The 18,707-nt window shown below is 71.9% G+C and carries 14 protein-coding genes; 1 reads left to right on the forward strand and 13 read right to left on the reverse strand.

All coding sequences use genetic code 11. The features are described from left to right. Positions 1-266: 266 nt before the first annotated feature. The 4 genes from K9S39_RS14480 to K9S39_RS14495 all read right to left on the reverse strand — a co-directional run bounded on the left by K9S39_RS14480 (position 267) and on the right by K9S39_RS14495 (position 6,981). Entirely contained in the window at positions 267-1,685 is a 1,419-nt protein-coding gene (locus K9S39_RS14480) for a sugar porter family MFS transporter (protein ID WP_248863754.1), read from the reverse strand. Between the two features lie 233 nt (positions 1,686-1,918). Further along, positions 1,919-5,761, reverse strand: a complete 3,843-nt coding sequence (locus K9S39_RS14485) for an AAA family ATPase (protein ID WP_248863755.1) — start codon at positions 5,759-5,761, stop codon at positions 1,919-1,921. 354 nt (positions 5,762-6,115) lie between these two features. After that, complete coding sequence (locus K9S39_RS14490; RefSeq protein WP_006602857.1) at positions 6,116-6,319, reverse strand: hypothetical protein; 204 nt, start codon at positions 6,317-6,319, stop codon at positions 6,116-6,118. Positions 6,320-6,699: 380 nt separating this feature from the next. Continuing rightward, positions 6,700-6,981, reverse strand: a complete 282-nt coding sequence (locus tag K9S39_RS14495; protein ID WP_248863756.1) for an acylphosphatase — start codon at positions 6,979-6,981, stop codon at positions 6,700-6,702. Positions 6,982-7,158: 177 nt separating this feature from the next. Here K9S39_RS14495 and K9S39_RS14500 point away from each other — a divergent pair, with 177 nt between their 5' ends. Then, positions 7,159-8,115, forward strand: a complete 957-nt coding sequence (locus K9S39_RS14500) for a CAP domain-containing protein (protein WP_248863757.1) — start codon at positions 7,159-7,161, stop codon at positions 8,113-8,115. Between the two features lie 115 nt (positions 8,116-8,230). Here the strand turns inward: K9S39_RS14500 and mutM are convergent, their stop codons facing one another. The 9 genes from mutM to K9S39_RS14545 all read right to left on the reverse strand — a co-directional run bounded on the left by mutM (position 8,231) and on the right by K9S39_RS14545 (position 18,580). Next, entirely contained in the window at positions 8,231-9,169 is a 939-nt protein-coding gene (mutM, locus tag K9S39_RS14505; protein WP_248863758.1) for a bifunctional DNA-formamidopyrimidine glycosylase/DNA-(apurinic or apyrimidinic site) lyase, read from the reverse strand. 106 nt (positions 9,170-9,275) lie between these two features. After that, entirely contained in the window at positions 9,276-10,121 is an 846-nt protein-coding gene (gene rnc / locus K9S39_RS14510; protein WP_248863759.1) for a ribonuclease III, read from the reverse strand. 19 nt (positions 10,122-10,140) lie between these two features. After that, positions 10,141-10,314, reverse strand: a complete 174-nt coding sequence (rpmF, locus tag K9S39_RS14515; protein WP_028802425.1) for a 50S ribosomal protein L32 — start codon at positions 10,312-10,314, stop codon at positions 10,141-10,143. Positions 10,315-10,316: 2 nt separating this feature from the next. Then, the gene (locus K9S39_RS14520) at positions 10,317-10,949 is read right to left on the reverse strand and encodes a YceD family protein (RefSeq protein ID WP_248868752.1); all 633 of its coding nucleotides are present in this window, start codon (positions 10,947-10,949) and stop codon (positions 10,317-10,319) included. 187 nt (positions 10,950-11,136) lie between these two features. Further along, positions 11,137-12,267 (reverse strand): cell division initiation protein, encoded by a 1,131-nt coding sequence (locus K9S39_RS14525; RefSeq protein WP_248863760.1) that lies wholly within the window; start codon positions 12,265-12,267, stop codon positions 11,137-11,139. A 128-nt stretch (positions 12,268-12,395) separates the two neighbouring features. Continuing rightward, entirely contained in the window at positions 12,396-12,878 is a 483-nt protein-coding gene (gene coaD, locus K9S39_RS14530; protein ID WP_248868754.1) for a pantetheine-phosphate adenylyltransferase, read from the reverse strand. 26 nt (positions 12,879-12,904) lie between these two features. Beyond that, the gene (rsmD, locus tag K9S39_RS14535) at positions 12,905-13,504 is read right to left on the reverse strand and encodes a 16S rRNA (guanine(966)-N(2))-methyltransferase RsmD (protein WP_248863761.1); all 600 of its coding nucleotides are present in this window, start codon (positions 13,502-13,504) and stop codon (positions 12,905-12,907) included. 244 nt (positions 13,505-13,748) lie between these two features. Continuing rightward, the gene (locus tag K9S39_RS14540) at positions 13,749-16,829 is read right to left on the reverse strand and encodes a helicase-related protein (protein WP_248863762.1); all 3,081 of its coding nucleotides are present in this window, start codon (positions 16,827-16,829) and stop codon (positions 13,749-13,751) included. 92 nt (positions 16,830-16,921) lie between these two features. Continuing rightward, positions 16,922-18,580, reverse strand: coding sequence for a DAK2 domain-containing protein (locus K9S39_RS14545; RefSeq protein WP_248863763.1), 1,659 nt, complete (start codon positions 18,578-18,580; stop codon positions 16,922-16,924). Positions 18,581-18,707 lie beyond the last annotated feature (127 nt).

Raw genomic sequence — 18,707 nt, forward strand, 5'->3', positions numbered from 1 at the left:
GGGCCGCAGGACGGAGTCCGGAGGCCCGTCACCGCACCCGAACCCACGCCCGCCGCAGGCGAACCCCTCACGGCGGGACAGCCGACAACGTGGGGCGCACGCCCGCCGCAGGCGACCCCCACGGCGGGACAGCCGACAACGTGGGGCGCACGCCCGCCGCAGGCGAGCAACCATGTCGGCCCAGGCCGAGCGCAGCGGAACACCGCCCCGGCTCACACCATGAGCCGGGGCGGTGCCCAATACCGAGGAGAGAGGCTGGCGGGGGTTTAGCCCATCTCCTCCAACGCCTTGCCCTTCGTCTCCTTCACGTACTTCAGCACGAAGGGGATCGAGAGCAGGGCGAAGATCATGTAGATCACGTAGGTGCCGGACAGGTTCCACTCGGCCAGGCTCGGGAAGCTGGCCGTGATGGCCCAGTTGGCGACCCACTGTGCGCAGGCGGCGACGCCGAGCGCGGCGGCGCGGATCCGGTTGGGGAACATCTCGCCGAGGAAGACCCAGACCACGACGCCCCAGGAGAGGGCGAAGAAGAGCACGAAGACATGTGCGGCGATCAGTGCCACGGCGCCTTCGGTGGCCGGCAGGGTGCCGGCCGCGGTCTTGGCGGAGAAGGCCCAGGCTTCCAGGCCGAGGGAGACGGCCATACCGAGCGAGCCGACCAGCGCCAGCGGGCGGCGGCCGATCCGGTCGACGAGGAGCATCGCGATCACGGTGCCGACGATGTTGATGATCGACGTGGTGAAGCTGTAGAAGAACGAGTTGCTCGGGTCGATGCCGACGGACTGCCATAGCGTCGAGGAGTAGTAGAACGCGACGTTGATGCCGACCAGCTGCTGGAAGACGGAGAGTCCGATACCGACCCAGACGATCGGCATGAGGCCCATCCTGCCGCCGAGCAGGTCCTTGAAGGTCGACTTGTGCTCGCTGCGCATCGCCTCCTCGATCTCCCGGACGCGGGTGTCGAGGTCGGTGCCGCTGCCCTCGACCTCGGCCAGCACCTCCTTGGCGCGGGAGACCTTGCCGACGGAGATCAGGTAGCGCGGCGACTCGGGGATCGCGAAGGAGAGCAGCCCGTAGAGGACGGCCGGGACGACCATCACGCCGAGCATCCACTGCCAGGCTTCCAGGCCGGCGAGGGTGCCGCGCTGGTCGCCGTCGGCGAGGTTGAGGATGCCCCAGTTGACCAGCTGGGAGACGGCGATGCCGATGACGATCGCGGCCTGCTGGAACGCGCCGAGCCGGCCGCGGTAGGCGGGCGGGGAGACCTCGGCGATGTAGGCCGGGCCGATGACCGAGGCCATACCGATCGCGAAGCCGCCGATGACCCGCCAGAAGGCGAGGTCCCACAGGCCGAAGGGCACGGCCGAGCCGACGGCGCTGAGGACGAACAGCACCGCGGCGATCTGCATCACGCGGATCCGGCCGATACGGTCCGCGATCCGGCCGGCGGTCGCGGCACCGATGGCGCAGCCGATCAGCGCGACGGCGATCACCTGGGCCAGCACGGCGGATCCGACCTCGTAACGGTCGCGGATCGCCTCGACCGCGCCGTTGATCACGGAACTGTCGTAGCCGAAGAGGAAGCCGCCCATCGCGGCAGCCGCGGTGATGAAGATGACATGGCCGAGGTGGTCCGGCTGGGCCTTGCGGCCTTCCACTGCCGTCGGCGGCGCGGTGCTGGTCAACGTGAACTCCAGTGGCCCGGCTGCGCTGCCGGGCGTCGGGGGCTGGCCCTTCAGGTGGCACATGAGGTCAGGACACCCACCACTTGAAGGTAAAAGCAACGTTGCAGAGACTATGCCTTCAAGTTTCGAAGTCAATAGGACGTGATGAATTCGTTTCTCGACAGCCCTAGGGGCATCTCGTTCAAGTTGTGAAGAGACTAGGGAGGTGGAGTCCTGGGCAGCACCGGGGCCGTTCAGTGCAGGCGCTGGCTGATGACCTTCGACACACCGTCCCCCTGCATCGACACCCCGTAGAGCGCGTCCGCGACCTCCATCGTCCGCTTCTGGTGGGTGATCACGATCAGCTGGGAGCTCTCCTGGAGCTCCTCCATGATCCGGATCAGCCGCTGCAGATTGGTGTCGTCCAGCGCCGCCTCGACCTCGTCCATGACGTAGAACGGGCTGGGGCGCGCCTTGAAGATCGATACCAGCAGCGCCACGGCGGTCAGCGACCGCTCACCGCCCGAGAGCAGCGACAACCGCTTGACCTTCTTGCCCGGCGGGCGCGCCTCCACCTCCACCCCGGTGGCCAGCATGTCGTCCGGGTCGGTCAGGACCAGCCGCCCCTCGCCCCCGGGGAAGAGCCGCGCGAAGACGCCCTCGAACTCGCGGGCGGTGTCGTGGTACGCCTCGGTGAAGACCTGCTCCACCCGCTCGTCGACCTCCTTGATCACCTGCAGCAGGTCGGCACGGGTCTTCTTCAGGTCCTCGAGCTGTTCGCTGAGGAACTTGTGGCGCTCCTCCAGCGCCGCGAACTCCTCCAGCGCGAGCGGGTTCACCTTCCCGAGCTGCTGGTACGCCCGCTCCGCGGCCCGCAGCCGTTTCTCCTGCTCGGCCCGCACATAGGCGACCGGCTGGTTCCTCGGGTGCTCCGGGTCGTCCGGCAGCTGCTCGCCCTCGGCCGGCGGCGACGGCGGTACGGGCTGATCGGGCCCGTACTCCGCGATCAACCCGGCCGGCTCCACCCCCAGCTCCTCCAGTGCCTTGGTCTCCAGCTGCTCGATCCGCAGCCGCTTCTCCGCGCCCAGCACCTCGCCCCGGTGTACCGAGTCGGTCAGTTTGTCCAGCTCGGCCTTCAGTTCCCGGCCCCGGTTGCGCTCGGCCACCAGCGCCGCTTCGCGCTCCGCCTTGGCCCGCTCGGCGGCGCCGCGCTCCCCCTCGGCCCGTACGACCGACACCTCGACGTGCGCCAGCAGCTGGCGGGCACCGGAGGCCACCGCCCCGGCCACCGCCGCCTCGTGGCGCAGCCGGGCGCGCCGCCGCTCGGCCCGTGCCCGCGCCTCCCGCTCGGCGCGCGCGCCGCGGTCCAGCGCATCCGCCCGCCCGGCGAGCGCCTTCACCCGCTCCTCGTGCGTACGCGCCTGGAGCCGGGCCTCCATCTCCGTCTGCCGGGCGTTGGCCCCGTCGGCGGCCAGCCGGTCCCGTACGGACGTATCGGGCTCCTCGTCGCCGACGCCCGGGGCCTCCTGGGCCGCGGCGAGCCGCTCGGCCAGTTCCTCGGCCTCCTCGGTGGCCCGCAGCAGGGCCTTCTCGGCCTTGGCGGCCGCCGCACCGGAACGTTCCGCCTCGCCCGCCGCCGCCCGCGCCTGCCCGGCGAGCCGCCCCAGATCCCCCGCGATCTTGGACTTCTCCCGGTCCGCCGCGCGCCGCCGTTCGCCCAGCTCCTCGACCAGCGCGGCACATTCCGTACGCCGCTCCGCCGCCGCCCGCTGCGCCTCGGTGAGCTCCTCGCAGCGCTCCGCCAGTTCCGCCAGCTCCGCGGCCGCCTCGTCGACGGACGCCTGCACCTCCAGCAGACTCGGCGCGCCGGCCGACCCGCCCTGCGCGAAATGCGCCCCGAGCAGATCGCCCTCACCGGTCACGGCCATCAGCTCCGGACGCGCGGCCACCAGTTCCTCGGCGTCCTCCAGCGTCCCGACCACCACCACGTCCCGCAGCAGCCGGGCCACCGCGGCCATCAACTCCTCCGGCCCGCGCACCAGTTCAGCGGCGCGCACGGGCGCGGAGCGGGGACCGGGCACACGGTGCCCGGACGCGCCGGCGGCACCCGCCGCCTCGCCGTCCCGGGGCGCACTTTCCCGGCCCGTCGACTGCGGCCCGATCACCGGCCGCTCCGGCCCCGCCCCGGCCCGCGCCGCCACGTCGGCCTCCCCTGCCGGGCCCGGCACCCGCGCCGTGTGCTCCGTGCCCACGGAACCCGCCGGACCACCGACGCGCCCGGCCTGCACACTCGACTCCCCCGGCTCACCGTCCACAGCAGTCCCGACAGCCTCCGCAAGCCCAGCCGTCTCGGAAACCGCCACGGCACCAGCGGCCGGCACGCCCCCCAGCACCATCGCCGCCCGTCCCCCGTCCTGCTTCCGCAGCAGGCGGATGGCGTCGGCGGCGGTGGCCGGGCCGGTGACGGCGATGGCGTCCGCGGCCGCGCCGAGCGCCGCCGCGACGGGAATCTCGTAGCCGGGGGTGACCGTCAGCAGCTCCGCCGCCGGGCCGAGCAGGCCGGTGAGCCGGTCCGCGGCGGCCAGCAGCGCGCCGGTGCCGTCCTTGCGGCGCAGCCCGAGCGCCAGTGCGTCGTGCCGGGCGGAGGTCGCGGCGCGCTGGCGCTCCGCCGCGGTCAGCGCCTCGCGTGCGGCGGTCAGCGCGGCCTCCGCCTCCGCCAGCTCCCGCCGGGCCGCGTCGTGCCGGCCCGCGAGCTCCTCGTCGTCCGCGTCCAGCCCGTCGACCTCGGCCTTCAGCTGCTCGTACGCCTCCTGGGCCGCGGCCGCCCGCTCCCGTGCGCCGTCCCGGGCCTCGGCCAGCCGGCCGATCTCCGCCTGGGCGGAGGCGGCCCGGCCGCGGGCCGCGGTGACCTGCCCGTTCAGCCGGGCGAGCCCCTCCCGCCGGTCGGCGATGGCGCGGGCCACATCCCGCAGCCGCCGCTCCTCCTCCGCCAACTGCCGCTCCAGCGCGGCACGGTGCTCGACGGTGTCCTCCAGCGCCCGGCTCGCCGCCTCCAGCGCGGCCTCCAACTCCGCCTCCTGCTCACGGATCCGGGCCGCCTCGCGCTCCATGTCCTCGGGGTCGCGCCCCTGCCGCTCGTCCGGCGGGGCCGGCGCAGCGCTCTTGACCCGCGCTTCGGCCAGCGAGATCGTGCCGCGCACCCGCTCCGCGAGCTGCGACAGCTCGTACCAGGTCTGCTGCGCGCGCTGGACCCGCGGTGTCAGCGTGCGGACCTCCTCCTCCAGCGCCGCCTCGCGCTGCTGGGCGGCGCGCAGCTGCGCCTCCGCGGCCTCCTTGCGTTCCTTGAGCGCCGCCTCGTCCGCGATCTCGGCGCGCAGCGCCTCCCGCAGGGTGACGAGATCGTCGGCGAGCAGGCGCAGCCGGGCGTCCCGCAGATCGGCCTGGATGACGGCGGCCCGCCGGGCGACCGCGGCCTGCCGTCCCAGCGGCTTGAGCTGGCGGCGCAGCTCGTCGGTCAGATCCTGTACGCGGGCGAGGTTGGCCTGCATCGCGTCCAGTTTCCGCAGCGCCTTCTCCTTGCGCTTGCGGTGCTTGAGGACACCGGCCGCCTCCTCGATGAACGCCCGGCGCCCCATGGGATCGGCGTGCAGCACGGAGTCGAGCTGTCCCTGCCCGACGATGACATGCATCTCGCGCCCGATACCGGAATCGGAAAGCAATTCCTGGATATCCAGCAGTCGGCAGGTATCGCCATTGATCTGGTATTCGCTGCCGCCATTACGGAACATGATCCGGGTAATGGTCACTTCGGCGTACTCGATGGGCAGTGCGCCGTCGGAGTTGTCGATGGTGAGCGAGACCTCGGCCCGGCCCAGCGGCAGCCGGCCGGTCGTCCCGGCGAAGATGACGTCCTCCATCTTGCCGCCGCGCAGCGACTTCGCCCCCTGCTCGCCCATGACCCAGGACAACGCGTCCACGACATTCGACTTGCCGGAACCGTTGGGGCCCACGACGCAGGTGATACCGGGCTCGAAGCGCAGCGTCGTGGCGGAGGCGAAGGACTTGAAGCCTCGCAGGGTCAGACTCTTGAGGTGCACGCCGTTGGACTCTACCGGCCATGCCTCGGCGGGCGGCCCCAACATTCCGCTGCCCGCTCCGGCCGGTACGGGGCCGGGTGCGCGGCGCCGTTCGTTTTCGGTTTCACAGGTGAGGGGTCAGGGCACACCAAGCGGTAAGGACGGACCCCGGACAGAAGTCGAGCGGGAATCGAGACGGCGGGGAAGCGACCGAAAAGCGGCGGACCGGGAAGCGGCGGGGAGCGGGAAACGGCGGGAACCAGAAACGACGAAGGGACGCCGAAGCGTCCCTTGCAGATCTTGACGAGAACTGCAGATCTTGAGGGCGATGCCTCAAGCGGCTGGCGAAAAGCCCGCCCGGCCCAGGGGTGCGGGTCAGGTGAGCGCGGGCTCCGCCTGGGGTACGTCGATGTCCAGCATCGAGTCGTCTCGACGTGCGGCAGCGGACAGCATGTCGTTTTCGGCCTGCATCCGGATCAGCTCGGATTCCAGGTCCTGCACGCGCTGCTGAAGCCGTCGCATCTCGGAGAGGACTCGGGGGTCGGAGCCGCCGACGTAACCGAGAAGCGCCTTTGCCATGATGGATGGTCCTCCACACTGAGTGACCGACCGAAGCGGTGTGGGTCGTGAGGGATTCGCACCCGCGGTGCTTGTCATTACTAGGTGTCTTCAATGCCAAACAGCTAAGGTGCGCGGGGATTCCAGAGTCTCACCAAACGGTTTGAGGGTCAACACGATCACACCCCGTATCCTCGGCACCTGGGAGCGCGCGGCCGTGCGAGCGCTGCACCCGACTCCCCAGAAAGGTCCCGCGGGGTGTTGGAGATCATCCGTACAGCGGCAGCCTTGCACGGGTCGGCCGAGTTGGCAACCACCAGCGCTTATCTCCCGTAAGCAGCTGACAAAGGCATACCCCCGAGATCGTTCTTGACGGCCGTACGGCTGGTGTCGCGGCCTTCTCAGCGGATCTCGAAGCCGTCGTATCCACCGCGCGGGGTGTCCCAGATCCCCGTTACTCCATCGACCCGCCCGGGCGTGTCTCCGGTACGCAGCCATTCCAGCAGCTGCTCGCAGCGGTCCTTCGGCCCCTCGGCGACCACTTGGACGCGGCCGTCGCCGAGATTGACCGCGAACCCGGCGAGTTCACCGATACGCAGGGCGTTGGCGCGGGTGAACCAGCGGAACCCGACACCTTGGACCTGACCGCGCACCCACGCGGTCACCCGGACATCTTCGTTCATGTGTGCACGCTAACCGGCCAATTGCCCGGCAAACACCTCGGCCCCGCGCGCCATGGCGTACAGTCCCCCGACAGCGAGACTCACTCGTATGGGTGAATCATGTTGCCGCCAGAAGGCTATGCGGCGGAAGCCGCTCCAGCGGACCCGGTGCTTGCACCGGGGGAAGGAAGACAGCGGATGGGCCGCCATCGACGCTCTGCTCCCCAAGCGCCTGGATCCCGAGGGGCGGCGCCCGCTGACGTGGCCCCGCCGACCGCACCTGCCTCGCCCCTCTCCTCCGTCTCGTCCGGCGCACGCCCCCCGGCGCGGCACGGCGCCCATCGCGCGGCGCGCGGCCGCCGGACGGCACCGCTCCGTACCGGACTGCTCGGCGCCTCCGCGGCCGTGGCGATGGGTGCGGTGGCGGTCGCGTCCGGGCTGATCCCGGGCCATGGCCGGTTCGAGGCGGGCGGGAACGGCGAAGGTGGCGACCGGGTGCGTGCCGACGCGCTGCCGGACGCGACGGGACAGGGCAGCGAGTCGGCGACGCCGGTGGACCGCGGCACCGAGGCGGCGAGCCGCGGCAGTGCCCGTCCGAAGGCCCCGGAGACCGACCGCCCGTCCTCGGCCGCGGCCCCCTCGACCTCCCCCTCGCCGCACCGGCCCAGCCAGTCCCCCAGCCGGGAATCCGGTTCGCCCGCCCCGGCGAAGAGCCCCGGCCGGACGGCCTCCGCGACGCCGGAGCCCTCCGCGACACCGTCGAAGACCCCGGACGCCGGGACGTCCGCCGAGGCCCAGGTGCTGTCCCTGGTCAATCAGGAGCGCGCCCAGGCCGGGTGCTCTCCGGTGACCGCGGACAAGGAACTGGCCGGGCTGGCGCAGCAGTTCAGTGACGACATGGCCGCGCGCGACTTCTTCGGCCACACCGACCCGGACGGCGACACGCCCTGGGACCGCGCCCGTGACCTGGGCATCACCGACCTGGGCGGCGAGAACATAGCCCGGGGCCAGGCCAACGCCCAGTCCGTGATGGACACCTGGATGAACAGCCCCGGCCACCGCGCCAACATCCTCAACTGCGACTACAAGACCATGGGCGTCGGCGTGCACTTCGGCTCGGGCGGCCCGTGGTGGACGCAGGACTTCGGCTTCTGAGCGGGCCGGAGCCCGAACACCGCTGAGCGCGGCGCGGGCCGACGGGCAGGGGCGGGGGCCGCCCCGTCCGTACGGACGCCCCGGACGCCGTCCGACGGCCGCGGTGGTGACGCCCTCAGCCGGTCCGGGCCGGCCGTGGCGGGCGCTGGCAGCGGGGGCAGAAGTAGCTGGAGCGGTTCATCCAGGAGCGGCGGCGGATGGGGGTGCCGCAGCGGCGGCAGGGCTCGTCCTCGCGGCCGTAGGCGTCCAGGGAGCGCTCGAAGTACCCGGATTCGCCGTTCACGTTGACGTACAGGCTGTCGAAGCTGGTGCCGCCGACGGCCAGCGCCGCGTTCATCACGTCCCGTACGTGGCCGAGCAGCTCGGCGGTGCGGGGGCGGGTGAAGGTGGCGGTCGGGCGGTCGTAGTGGAGCTTGCCGCGCCACAGCGCCTCGTCGGCGTAGATATTGCCGACGCCGCTGATCAACGACTGGTCGAGCAGCGCCCGCTTGATGGTGGTCCGGCGGCGGCGCAGCGCGTCGTGGAAGGCGGCGTCGTCGAAGGCCGGGTCCAGCGGGTCGCGGGCGATGTGCGCGATGACGTCGGGCAGCTGGTCGGGGTCGCCGGGGACGGTGTCGTGCACGGAGAGGCCGCCGAAGGTGCGCTGGTCGACGAAGCGGAGCTCGGTGTCGAGCGCGTCGGCGAAGCGGATCCGGATGCGCAGGTGCTTTTCGTCGGGGGCGTCCTTCGGCTGGACCAGCAGCTGGCCGCTCATGCCGAGGTGGGCGAGGATCGACAGGCCGTGGGTGACGGACGGCGTGACGATGGGGGCGATGCCCTCGGCGGCGGTCTGGGCCGCCGGGCCGCCGCCGGTCACCGGGAGCCAGAGGTATTTGCCGCGGCGGCGGGCCGTGCCTATCCGCAGCCCCTTGAGCCGGGCCGCGAAATCGGCCGCTCCTGCGGCGTGCCGGCGGATCGCGCGCGGATGCAGGACCTCGACCGCGTCGACGGTACGGCCGCTTACCCAGCGTTCCAGTCCACGGCGTACGACCTCGACCTCGGGCAGCTCGGGCACGACGGCTCCTCGGGACGCGGGGCCCGCGCGGGGCCCGGGGCTCGGAAAGGCCGCTGACCCTGTCCGGACGACCGCGGGGCCGTCCGGACAGGGTCAGCGGGGTGGTTCAGTGTGCCGACGACGTGGTGTCGCCGGAAGCCGGAGCCTGATCCTCGGCGGCGGGCATCCCGGCGTCGCCGGAACCCGCCGCGTCGGCCTTGGCCGCCTCGTCCGCCGCGGCGCGGATCGCACGCCACGCGGACTCCGCCGCCTGCTGCTCGGCTTCCTTCTTGCTGCGGCCGGTGCCGGTGCCGTACGAGACACCACCGACGCGGGCGGCAGCAGTAAAGATCTTCTCGTGGTCGGGGCCGGTCTCGCTGACCAGGTACTCCGGGACACCGAGACCTTCGGTCGCGGTGAGTTCCTGGAGGCTCGTCTTCCAGTCCAGGCCCGCGCCCAGGCTGGAGGACTTCTCGATGAGCGGGTCGAAGAGCCGGTGCACCAGCTCGGCGGCCGCGTCGAGGCCCTGGTCGAGATAGACCGCGCCGATCACCGCTTCCAGGGTGTCGGCGAGGATCGATGCCTTGTCCCGGCCGCCCGTACCCTCTTCGCCCCTGCCGAGGCGGATGAAGGCGCCGAGGTCCAGGCCGCGGCCCACCTCGGCGAGCGCACGCGAGTTGACCACCGCGGCCCGCAGTTTGGCCAGCTGGCCTTCCGGCAGGTCGGGGTGGACGCGGTACAGCGTGTCCGTGACCACCAGGCCGAGCACCGAGTCCCCGAGGAATTCGAGCCGCTCGTTGGTGGGCAGACCGCCGTTCTCGTACGCGTACGAGCGGTGCGTCAGCGCACGTACCAGAAGGGCGGACTCAAGTTTGTACCCGAGCCGCCCTTCCAGAAGCGTGTGGGACGAGGCCGTGTCCGCCGGAGTCGGTTCACTCCCGCGACTGCGGGGAGCCGAATTGGCGTCTGACATAGAGCCTGTCACCAGCCGCTCAGACTTCGAGGACCTGGCGCTTGTTGTAAGTGCCGCAAGCGGGGCACGCGATGTGCTGCTGCTTCGGCTCGTGGCAGCGCTCGCACGCCACCAGGGTGGGGACCGCAGCCTTCCACTGCGACCGGCGGTGGCGCGTGTTGCTGCGCGACATCTTCCGCTTCGGAACAGCCACGGCTACTTCTCCTGCTTCTCGTCGACGCCCGCTTCGGCGCCGCCCATGTTGTCCTTCTCGCCGTCCTTGATGGTCTCGGCGAGTCCCTGCAGTGCCGCCCAACGGATGTCGACGGCGTCGTGGTGGTGGTCCGGTTCGTCCGCCAGCCGCACTCCGCATTCGGAGCACAGACCAGGGCAGTCGTCCTGGCACACCGGCTGCATCGGCAGTGCGAGCACCACCGTGTCACGCAGCACGGGTTCGAGGTCGAACATGTCGTCCTCGATGTAGAGGGTGTCCTCCTCGTCCTCGACGTCCTCGCCGGCGTCCTTGTCGTGGACGTGGGCATCGGCGTCGGGGTAGGCGAACAGCTCCTGGAAGTCCGCTTCGAGCTCTCGCTCCAGCGGCTCCAGACACCTTACGCACTCCCCCTTCACGGTCGCACGGGCGGTGCCTGTGACAAGCACCCCGTCCATGACCGATTCCAGGCGGAGGTCGAGCTCGACCGGCGCGCCCTCAGGCGCTCCGATGACCTCGTTGCCGAGGTCCCGGGGGGCCTCGACAGTGCGGGAGAGCCGCTTGAGCGCACCGGGACGACGGCCCAGCTCGCGTGTGTCGAACACGAGCGGGGAGCGGTGGTCGAGGCGGGCGTTGATGGCTTCCTGCTTTCTGTACTGCTGGTTTGCGGGCTGCCCGGAACCGGAACGGCGGATGGGCAGCAGAGATCGCGGACGTGCACACGACCGAACAGTCAGGATACTGGACGGGCCTCGATAGGCCCAATCCGCCCGCGGCCGGGCACCCTGTTCACCGGCGTCTTCCCGCCGGTGGCTGCCGGCCGGCTTACTGCCGGCGTCCCTCTTCGTACTGCCGGAGCTGGTCCAGGTTGATCATGCTGGTGTCGAAGAGGCTGGTCTCGTCGAGTGCGCCGGGCTGGGCACCGTGATCCTGCGGAGCCTGCTGGGGCACCTGCTGCTGGGGAAGATAGCCGGCATGGGGGTCGTAGCCCTGCTGCTGGGGCTGCTGCCAGCCATAGCCGTACGGATCCTGCTGCTGGAGGTACGGATCCTGCTGGGGCTGCTGATAGCCGTAGACATCCTGCTGCTGGTAGGCGGCCGGATCCTGGTAGTAGCCCTGCTGGAGCTGCTGGGCCTGGGGCTGGAGCTGCTGGTCGCCCTGGTACTGCTGGTGCTCCTGGGGCTGGGGTTGCGCCTGGGCGACCTGGGACGGCTGTGGGGCCTGGTCGGCGCCGATGCCCGCCAGCTCGGCGAGATATTCGGCGTCGGCCTGCGGCTGCCCGGCCTGCGGGCCACTCTGCGTCGCCAGGTGGGCACCGAGCTCATCGGTCGCCCGCGCGCCCTGGAGCTTGTCGCGGCCCCGGCCGACCGCTTCGAGCGTTTTGGCCAGCACGGCCTGGAACGCGCCGAACTTGGCGTCCACATAGGCGTCGGCGCGCTGCGTGAGGGTCTCCGGGTCGGCGCTGCGCTCCGGGGCCTCGGCATCCGCCTGGCCGTATTCGTCGAGTCCGGGCCCCTGGCCGAGCAGCTTCTCGCGGCCGCGGTCGACGGATCCGATGGTCTTGGTGAGGACGACCTCGAAGTTGGCGAGCTTGCTGTCGACGTAGTCGTCGGCCTCGGCGCGGATCTCCGCCGCCTCCCGGCGGGCCTCCGCGAGAATCCGGTCGGCCTCGTCCTGGGACTGCCGGGCGACCTCGGTGTCGGAGATCAGCGAGCCACGCTGGGCGTGCGCGGACTCGATGATCCGCTCCGCCTCGGCCCGCGCCTCCTCGACCATCCGCTCCCGGCCGCCGAGCAGCTCCCGCGCCTGCGCGAGGGAGCCGGGCAGCGCCGCGCGCACCTCTTCCAGCATGGCCAGCAGCTCGGTGCGGTTGACCACGCAGGAGGCCGACATGGGCATGGACCGGGCGTTGCCGACGGTGTCGACGATGTCGTCGAGCTTCTTCTGCACGTCCACCTTGGACTCGCCACTCTCTGAAGGGAAGGAACGACGGAACGGGACGACTGTACGGCCACCGGCCCCCGGCCCGACACCTGACTGACGTCGCGTCAGCCCGGCATCGGATCAGCGCCTCATGTGCCGTGTCACTGCTGCTCCTTGAGGCGCTCGGTGAGGGCATCGAGGACGATCGGCGGGACCAGATGGGCGACATCGCCGCCCCAGGCCGCGACCTCCTTCACGAGGCTGGAGGACAGGAAGCTGTAGGTGGGGTTGGTGGGGACGAAGAGGGTCTCCACCCCGGACAGGCCGTTGTTCATCTGGGCCATCTGCAGCTCGTAGTCGAAGTCGCTGACGGCGCGCAGGCCCTTGACGATCGCGGGGATGTCCCGCTGCTTGCAGAAGTCGACGAGCAGGCCGTGGAAGGACTCCACCTCGACGTTGCCGTACTCGGCGGTGGCCCGGCGGATCAGGTCCATCCGCTCGTCGACCGTGAACAGCCCCTTCTTGGACTGGTTGATCATCACGGCGACATGGACCACGTCGTACAGCTTGGAGGCACGGGCGATGATGTCCAGGTGCCCATTGGTGATGGGGTCGAACGACCCCGGACAGACGGCGCGGCGCAACTTCGGTTCCTCGCTCTCCGATCCGGTCATGACACGCTTGTTGACGTCGGTGCGGCGGACGTCGAAGCGGCGCGACCGTACCAAAGCGTCCCTTCGCCGTAGCGACGGGCCTTGATCGCTTCGAAACCGTCCGGCCATGGAAACGTGCCGCCTCTGCTGCTGCGCTCCACGGTGACGAGTGCGTCCTCCGCTAGCCACCCCTGACCACGGAGTGTGAGCAGGATCTCGCGGAGATCCGCGTCGGACATGTCGTACGGCGGGTCCAGGAACACGATGTCGTAGGGCTCGCCCTGGGCCGGGCCCGCGGCGGTCTGCTCGGCCTTGCCGACCCTCACCTCGGCGCCGGGCAGGCCCAGCGTCCGGACGTTCTCGCGGATGGTGCGGGCGGCGCGGGCGTCGGCCTCGACCAGCAGGACATGCGCGGCGCCCCGGGAGAGGGCCTCCAGGCCGACGGCGCCGGAGCCGCCGTACAGATCGAGCACCCGGGCACCGCTCAGGGTGCCTTCGAGCGACTCCCAGGTGGAGAACAGGCCCTCGCGGGCCCGATCGGAGGTCGGGCGGGTGCCGTTTCCCGGTGGTACGGCCAGGCGGCGGCCGCCGGCGGTACCGGCGATCACGCGGGTCATGGGCCCGTCCTTACGTTGTGCGTGGTCGATGGTGGGCGCGTGGTCGGTGGTGAGCGGTGGGAGCCGGGTGGCTCCGCTCTCCCACGATATTCCGTCAGGTCGGGGTGGGGGCCCGGCGGAGTGCCCGGCGGCCGCGGGAGCGGGGTGATCGATCTCACGGGGCGGGCGGCGCGCCGGCGCGGGGGACCCCTCGGCCCCTGGCCCCGGCCTTTCTCAGCCCTTGCTCTTCCCTTCTCGGCCTTTGTCAGCCTTTCTCCAGATACTGCTCCCGTTCGTCGTCCAGCAGGGCGGCGAGCGCGATCCGCAGCTCCGGGCAGCCGGTCAGCTCGGGGTCGGCGGCGACCAGTGCGGTGGCCTCCTCGCGGGCCGCCGCGATCACCTCCTCGTCGTCGATGACCGTGAGCATCCGCAGCGACGACCGGACGCCGGACTGCGCCTGCCCCAGGACATCGCCCTCGCGCCGCTGCTCCAGATCGATACGGGAGAGCTCGAAGCCGTCCAGGGTGGCGGCCACCGCGGCGAGCCGGGCACGGGCCGGGCTGCCCTCCGGCATATCGCTGACCAGCAGGCACAGGCCGGGCGCCGAACCCCGGCCCACCCGGCCGCGCAGCTGGTGCAGCTGGGAGACGCCGAAGTGGTCCGCGTCCATGATCACCATGACGGTGGCGTTCGGGACGTTCACACCGACCTCGATGACCGTCGTCGCGACCAGGACGTCCAGCTCACCGGCGGCGAACCGGCGCATCACGTCGTCCTTGTCGTCCGGGGCCATCCGGCCGTGCAGCACCGCCACCCGCAGGCCGGCGAGCGGTCCCCCGGTGAGCTGCTCGGCGACGTCGAGCACCGCGAGCGGCGGGCGCTTCTCCGCCACGTCCTCCGGTGAACTCGCCTTGGCCGCCGCGCTCTTGGCGCCCGCGCCCTTCTTGGTCCCCTTGGATGCCTCCTCCTCGTCGTCGCCGATCCGGGGGCACACCACATACGCCTGGTGCCCCGCCTCGACCTCTTCGCGGACCCGGTCCCAGGTCCGCGCCAGGAAGTGCGGCTTGTCCTTGGCGGGCACCACATGGCTGGCGATCGGCGAACGCCCGGCGGGGAGTTGGTCCAGGACGGAGGTCTCCAGATCGCCGAAGACCGTCATGGCCACCGTGCGCGGAATGGGTGTCGCCGTCATCACCAGGAGATGCGGTGTCTGCATCTCCCCCTGGGAGTGGCCCTTGCCGCGCAGCGCGTCCCGCTGCTCGACGCCGAAGCGGTGCTGTTCGTCGACGACGACCAGGCCGAGGTCGCGGAACCGCACCTCGTCCTCGATCAGGGCGTGGGTGCCGATGACGATGCCGGCCTCGCCGGTGACCAGGTCGAGCAGCGCCTGACGGCGGGCGGCGACGCCCATGGAGCCGGTCAGCAGCACCACCTTCGTGCCGTGCTCGGCGACGCCCAACGTCCGCCCGTCGCCCACCACCGCCCTTGGGTCGAGACGCTTCGCGTCGCTGTGATGATGGGCCAGCTCCCCCATCATCTCGGTGATCGAGCGGTGGTGCTGCTGGGCGAGGACCTCGGTCGGCGCGAGCATCGCGGTCTGGCCGCCGCCGTCCACGACGCCGAGCATGGCGCGCAGCGCGACCATGGTGTTGTGCGTGACCGTGAAGTGGTCGGTCACATAGGCGCGGTCCGGGTGCGCGACGCTGATGCACTGGACGGGCTTGCGGCCGACGTACTCGATGGCCTGGACGGTGCGCCGGAAGCGGGCGTCGCCCAGGGGCCGCCCGGGGGGCGCGTCCGTCACCCGGGAGAGCGGGTACCCGTCCGGCAGTGCCACGGCGACGTCGTACCCGCCGCGCGATCCGGCCGCGGGGACCGGGCGGACGCTGCCGCCCAGGGAGCGCACCAGCCAGCCGAGGTCATCGGCGAGCGCGGCGGTGGCCCCGCGGAACGCCGCGCCGTGGCCGGAGAACTCACCGCCCGCGTCCATCAGGCCCTGCACCAGGGCCAGCCGGTCCTTGACCGGTGCGTTCCGATAGGCGTCCGGGACCCGGCGCCCGTCGTGGGCCAGCGCCCTGCCCCGCTCATACGGATCGAGCGGCCGGTCCTCGCCCCCGTCGAGGTCCACCGGGGTGGCCGGGGCGATGGACCACTTGGGCCGGCTATCGGCGGTGCGCGGATCGGCGCGCAGCTCGCGGGTGGACAGCACCCGCTCCCCCGCGCCGTCGGCCCCGACGATCCACAGATGCTCGTCGTCGCACTCGACGGCGCTCCCGTCCGACAGGACCAGCCGCCACACCTCCCGCTCGCCCTGCGGAAAGACGCCGTCCACCACGGCGATCTCGCCGGTCGGCACCACCACTTGGGTGCCGACGGCCATCTCCCCCATGGGCCGGAAGCCGCACGGGGTGAGCACCAGCGCGTCCAGCGGCTGCGCCTTGCCCGAGCCGACCTCGCCCTGGAGGAGGCGGTGCATGGGGTGCGCCGTCGCCAGGTCGTCGAAGATCTCCTTGCTGACCTTGCGCTGCCCCTCGGTGAGCGAGAAGGGCAGCCTGGAGTCGAAGTCGTCGAGAATGCCGCCCTTGACCAATTGCCGTGGCACGGCGGGGAGTTGGGTCTCGGCGAGACGGCGCCGGGCGAGCGCGACCTGGAGGACGAACGCCTCGTCCCACTTCAGCCGGGCGCGCGCGTCGGCGATATCGGCCTTGCTGCCCGGCCGGTGGATCTTCAGCAGCGCCTCGGTGAGCGGGACCAGGCCGCGGTCCTCGCACAGGGCGACCGGCAGCGGGTCGACGGCGTCCTGCGCGCTGGGCAGCACCGCGTCGACCGCCTTGGCGATCTTCCAGGAGGCCATCTGCTGGCAGGCCGGGTAGATCGGCAGCAGCTGGTTGGCGAAGGCGTCCACGGCGCCGCTGTCGGCGTCCCGGTCGAGCAGCTCGTACTCGGGGTGGGCGAGCTGGAGTTTGCGGTTGAACACGGAGACCTTGCCGGCGAACATCGCGCGGCGGCCCGGCAGCAGCTCCTTGTGCGGTTTGTGGATGCCCTTGCCGAAGAAGACCAGCCGGAGGCGGCCGCTGCCGTCGGTGAGGGTGACCTCCAGCCGCTGTCCTCTGCCGCCGTTGAACTTCAGTACGCGGGCGTCCTCGACCTGGGCGACGACCGTGACATGTTCGTCCAGGGGCAGATCGGCGAGGCGGGTGAGCTCGCCGCGCTCGGCATAGCGCCGGGGGTAGTGGTGCAACAGATCGCCGACCGTATGCAGGCCGAGATGCTCTGCCAGCACCTTCGCGGTGGTGCCGCCGAGGATTTTCTTCAGAGGTTCGTCGAGCGCTGCCACGTCGTCCATTGCACACCACGCCACTGACAACGGCCAGAATCACCGCTTTCCGCGCCGCCGTCGCACAGGCTTCGGGCTTTCCCCCAGCGGGCCTTGCGGCCCTATTCGACGCCGATCAGCAGCGGCGCCGCGTACGGACCGCCCTCGTAGACGACCGTGTCCACGGCGAGATACCGCTCGCGCACATGCCGCTCCAGCCGGTCACCGAGGGATTCCGGAACCTCCGCGCCGAGAACGAGCGTGACCAGTTCCCCGCCCGCCGAAAGCATCCGGTCGAGCACGGTCATCGCGGTGCCGGCCAGCTCGGAGCCGATCACCGCGACATCGCCGTCGATCAGGCCGAGGACGTCCCCGGCCTGGCAGACCCCGGCCATCGTCCACGACTGCCGCTCCGCCACCGCCAGCTCGGCATAGCGGGTGGCGCCCGCGGCCGAGGTCATCGCGACCACGTCCTCGTCGAAGCTGCGGCCCGGCTCGTGCACCGCCAGCGCCGCCATGCCCTGCACGGCGGAGCGGGTGGGGATCAGCGCGACCCGTACGCCCTCGGTACGGGCCTGCTCCGCGGCGGCGGCCGCGGTGTGCCGCAGCTCCGGGTCGTTGGGCAGCAGCATCACCTCCCGGGCGTGCGCCTGCCGGATCGCCTGCACCAGTTCGCCGCTGGCGGGCGGCTCCCCGGGACGTACGGACACCACGGTCGCGCCCGCCTCCGTGCACAGCCCGGCGAGCCCGTCGCCCGGCACCACGGCGACGACGGCCCGATCCGCCGGCTCCCGCTCCTTCGTACGGGTGGCGCCGAAGTGCGTGATGGCGATCCGGTACGGGCGGCCGGCCTCGATGCCCGCCTCGACGGCGGCTCCGGCGTCGTCGACATGGACATGGACGTTCCACAGACCGTCGCCGCCGACCACCACCAGGGAGTCGCCGAGCCCGTCGAGCCGGGTCCGCAGGCCCGCCACGCCGTCGTCGTCGGCCTCCAGGAGGTAGATCACCTCGAAGGCCGGCCCGTCCCCGTGCGGGTCCCCGCAGCCGCCCGTCTCCCCCGGGGCCACCGCCTCGCAGCCCGCCGCCTCCAGGGGCGCCGCCTCGGCCCGTACGACGACGGGCGCCGCGGAAACCTCCCCGGACAGCGCGTCCGCGAGCGCACCCAGCAGCGCGACGACCCCGCAGCCACCGGCATCCACCACACCCGCCCGGCCGAGGACCGCGAGCTGCCCGGGAGTCGCCTGCAGGGCGATACGGGCACCCTCGTGGGCGGCCCGCGCCACCTCGGAGGCTTCGCCGCCGGCCCGCTCCGCGGCCTCCGCGGCGGCGGTCGCGACCGTCAGGACGGTGCCCTCCACCGGGTGCGCCACCGCCTCGTACGTCGATGCCGCGGCCCGGCGCAGCGCCCGCCGCAGTACGGCGGCGCCCGGCTCCTCGGCGCCGCCCGCCGCCGCGGCCGTCAGCACCTCCGTCATCCCGCGCAGCAGCTGCGCCAGGATCGTGCCGGAATTGCCGCGGGCCCCGATGAGGGCACCGTGCGCCATGGCCCCCATGGCGTCGGCGAGTCCGGGTGCGGTGCCGGTGGAGGCGTGCCCGTCGAAGGCGGCCTCGACGGCGCGGGTGGCGGATTCCACCGTCAGATAGAGGTTGGTGCCGGTGTCACCGTCGGGTACCGGGTAGACGTTGATCGCGTCGATCCGCTCGCGTTCCCGGCCGAGCGCCTCCAGGGCCAGCCCGCACCATGCGCGCACCGCCACGGCGTCGAGCGGATACGGCACGTCGTCCTCCTGGTTAACGGGATGCACCCGCACAGTAGCCGCGCACGGTCGGGGAGGCCGGGGCGGGGCCCGGAGGGCGCGTGGTAGTTTCGTTCTACGGGAGCGGCCGTTGTATGCTGCTCCGGTT

This window comes from Streptomyces halobius (assembly GCF_023277745.1).
Taxonomy (GTDB): domain Bacteria; phylum Actinomycetota; class Actinomycetes; order Streptomycetales; family Streptomycetaceae; genus Streptomyces; species Streptomyces halobius.